Below are 2,944 nucleotides of genomic sequence, written 5' to 3'. Positions count from 1 at the left end.
TGCAAGGCTAACAGTTTCCATAAAACCTCCCAGTGTATAAAAATTTATATAACGATTCTAAAATAATGTCAAATTTTTGTTTGGATGTTTCACCTTGACAAAAATTTAATAGTTGGTAAGTTAGAAAGAACAAAAACAATAAAGTAGGAGTAAGGTATGATAAAATACAACAAAGTAACAACGGAATTAGCAAATAAATTCAAACACATATGTGGTGAAAAAAATGTAATTTATGATAATAAAGAAGAGTTATTTAACTATGCTTATGACGAATCTGGAAAATTATTCGCACATATGCCAGAAATTGTTGTAAAACCACAAAATACTGAACAAGTCTCAAAAATAATGAAATTAGCAAACGAGAACATTATTCCCGTTACTCCAAGAGCAGCAGGTAGTGGGGTAGCTGGAGCTGCTATTCCACTTAAAGGAGGAATAGTTTTATCTGTAGAAAAAATGAATAAAATTTTAGAAATTAACACCATAGATCGTGTCGCTGTAGTAGAACCAGCAGTTGTTACAAATGAGTTGTGTGAAAGAGTTTTAGAAGAAGGACTTTTATATGCAGGTTATCCTATGAGTGTTGAGATGAGTTTTATAGGTGGAAATGTGGCTACAAATGCTGGAGGTGACAAGGTTATCAAATATGGCAATACAAGAAAGCATGTTTTAGGTTTAGAGGTTGTGTTGGCTAATGGCAGTATTTTAAATCTTGGAGGTAGAATAAGAAAACAGACATGGGGCTATGACTTGTTAGATTTAATGATCGGATCAGAAGGCACACTGGGAATATTTACAAAAATAATTTTAAATCTTTTGCCTGCGCCTGGTAAAAGTGCTACATTACTTGTGCCATTTGATAATGTTGAAAAAACTACACAGGCAGTGTCAAATATTATAATAGCTATAAGAAAACTTCCATTAAAAGTTGAATTTATGGATAAATTGTCAGTTGAGCTTTCTGCTAAATATTTAAATACAACAATACCTTTTCAGGATAAAGCTAAAGCTTATTTAATAATTGAAGTTGATGGAAACTCTCAACAAGAGCTTGAAGATACATATCAGAAAGCAGGAGAAGCCTGTTTAAAAAATGGGGCTCTTGATGTATTTATAGGAGATGATAGAAAATCAGCAGAAAACATCTGGAGAGTTAGAATGGTATTTGCTGAAGCTTTAAGATTAGTAGATCCTTATGTCTCTTTAAGTGGTGATGTGGTCGTTCCTCCTTCAAAAGTAACTGAATTAATGGAAAAAACTATAAAAATTGCAAACAAGTACAAAATCCAGGTTGCAATTGCAGCTCATATTGCAGATGGTAATCTTCATCCTGAGCTTTTTAAGCCAGACTATGTATCACTTGAAAAATGGCCAGATCTAGCAGAAAAAATTTATTCTGAAATAACTGAAGAAGCTATAAAACTTGGAGGAGTTGGAAGCGGAGAACATGGGGTAGGTTTTCTAAAAAAAGATATATTTTTAAATACTAAATCAGAGATAGAACTAAATATAATGAGAGAAATAAAAAAAGTCTTTGATCCAAACAATATTTTAAATCCAGGAAAGATTATTTAATGAATTAATCCTTTTTTCTTTTGTATTGTGGTATAGACATATTTACCACTTGATTAATGATTTCCTGAAAATTCCCCGTATTCTGCCATCTTTGGGTCTTATAGAGGAGATATACCTTCTCAAAAAAGCAGTGAGCTGTTTTCATCAATCACGGAAAGCCAAAAACAGCATTTTTTTGCTCTCTGGGGCAAGCGCAAGGCAGATAATGAATACTGGGCTTATGACATTACATCCATTTCAAGCTACTCTGAAGGATTAGCCCAGCTGCAGTATGGACATAACAAAGAACATGATGCGCTTGAACAATTAAATCTAGCAGTTGTTTTTGGGGCAATATCCAATCTGCCGTTTTATTATCGCAAGCTTGCTGGAAACACTCCAGATACCAAAACGCTAAACAACCTTTTGATTGATTTAAGCCAGCTGGGTTTTAAGAATGTCAAGCTTGTAATGGACAGAGGCTTTTACAGCACAAGCACAATATAAATGAACTCTACAGCAAGCATCGTAAGTTTTTACTCTCCGTTCCTTTTTCAATCAATTTCATAAAGGATAATCTTGATCCAATCTATGATAGTTTCAAAACATACGACCACTACGACAGCGACTATGAACTCTACATGCACACCGTAAAAACAACATGGAGCTATAAATGCGAAAGATCATACAAAAAAGATACTGTAAGTAACAACCGAAAAGTTTATATCCACTACTATTACAATATAGATAAAGCCGCAGAAGACGAAAAAAGACTTGATAAGCTTATTGTGCTTTTAAGAAATGAATTGCTTGAAGGCAAAACCATCAAAGAACATGAAGCGCTTTACGCTAAGTATTTTAACCTTATACAAACAACAAAACATGGCCTTAAAGTAGAAGTCAAAAAGGATGTTGTTTCAAAGACCAAACGCTACTATGGCTTTTTTGCTTTAATGACTAATGAAAAGATGAGCGCTAAAGAAGCATTGCAGGTTTATCGAAACAGAGATGTTGTTGAAAAGGCTTTTGGTAACCTCAAAGAACGTCTTAATTTAAGAAGGCTCTTGGTATCCTCAGAACAAAGCCTTGAAGGTAAACTTTTTGTAGCATTCATTGCTCTAATTTACCTCTCTTATATCAAGAAAAAGATGCAGGAGGCCGGTCTTTTTAAAGACTACACTATTGCAACGCTGCTTGATAAATTAGACCTCATTGAATGTTTTGAGGTATCCGGACATAATATTCGTTTTGGAGAAATTCTAAAGAAACAATATGAAATATATGAGGCTCTTGGTGTTAAACCGCCTGCCTCGTTATGAGTTACGGGAATGTAGGTTACAAGCCCAAGGCTAAGCTTTTCTTTGGAATAGCTATAGGATGCTTTTGGGCT

General features: G+C 34.2%; 2 protein-coding genes. Both read left to right on the top strand.

The window, feature by feature from the left end; genetic code table 11:
• The first annotated feature begins 156 nt into the window (after positions 1-156).
• Positions 157-1,575, top strand: coding sequence for an FAD-linked oxidase C-terminal domain-containing protein (locus Q0C22_RS04950; RefSeq protein WP_291492371.1), 1,419 nt, complete (start codon positions 157-159; stop codon positions 1,573-1,575).
• A 620-nt stretch (positions 1,576-2,195) separates the two neighbouring features.
• Positions 2,196-2,873, top strand: a complete 678-nt coding sequence (locus Q0C22_RS04945; protein WP_291492369.1) for a transposase — start codon at positions 2,196-2,198, stop codon at positions 2,871-2,873.
• The last annotated feature ends 71 nt before the right edge of the window (positions 2,874-2,944 follow it).

The organism is Desulfurella sp. (assembly GCF_023256235.1).
Lineage (GTDB): Bacteria > Campylobacterota_A > Desulfurellia > Desulfurellales > Desulfurellaceae > Desulfurella.
Note: the sequence above shows the minus strand (reverse complement) of the source record. Positions and strands in the feature narration are given on the sequence as shown.

What these genes read in the sequence shown, in the direction of transcription:
- Q0C22_RS04950 (WP_291492371.1), top strand. Translation starts at nt 157, where the DNA reads ATGATAAAATACAACAAAGTAACAACGGAATTAGCAAATAAATTCAAA.
- Q0C22_RS04945 (WP_291492369.1), top strand. Translation starts at nt 2,196, where the DNA reads ATGCACACCGTAAAAACAACATGGAGCTATAAATGCGAAAGATCATAC.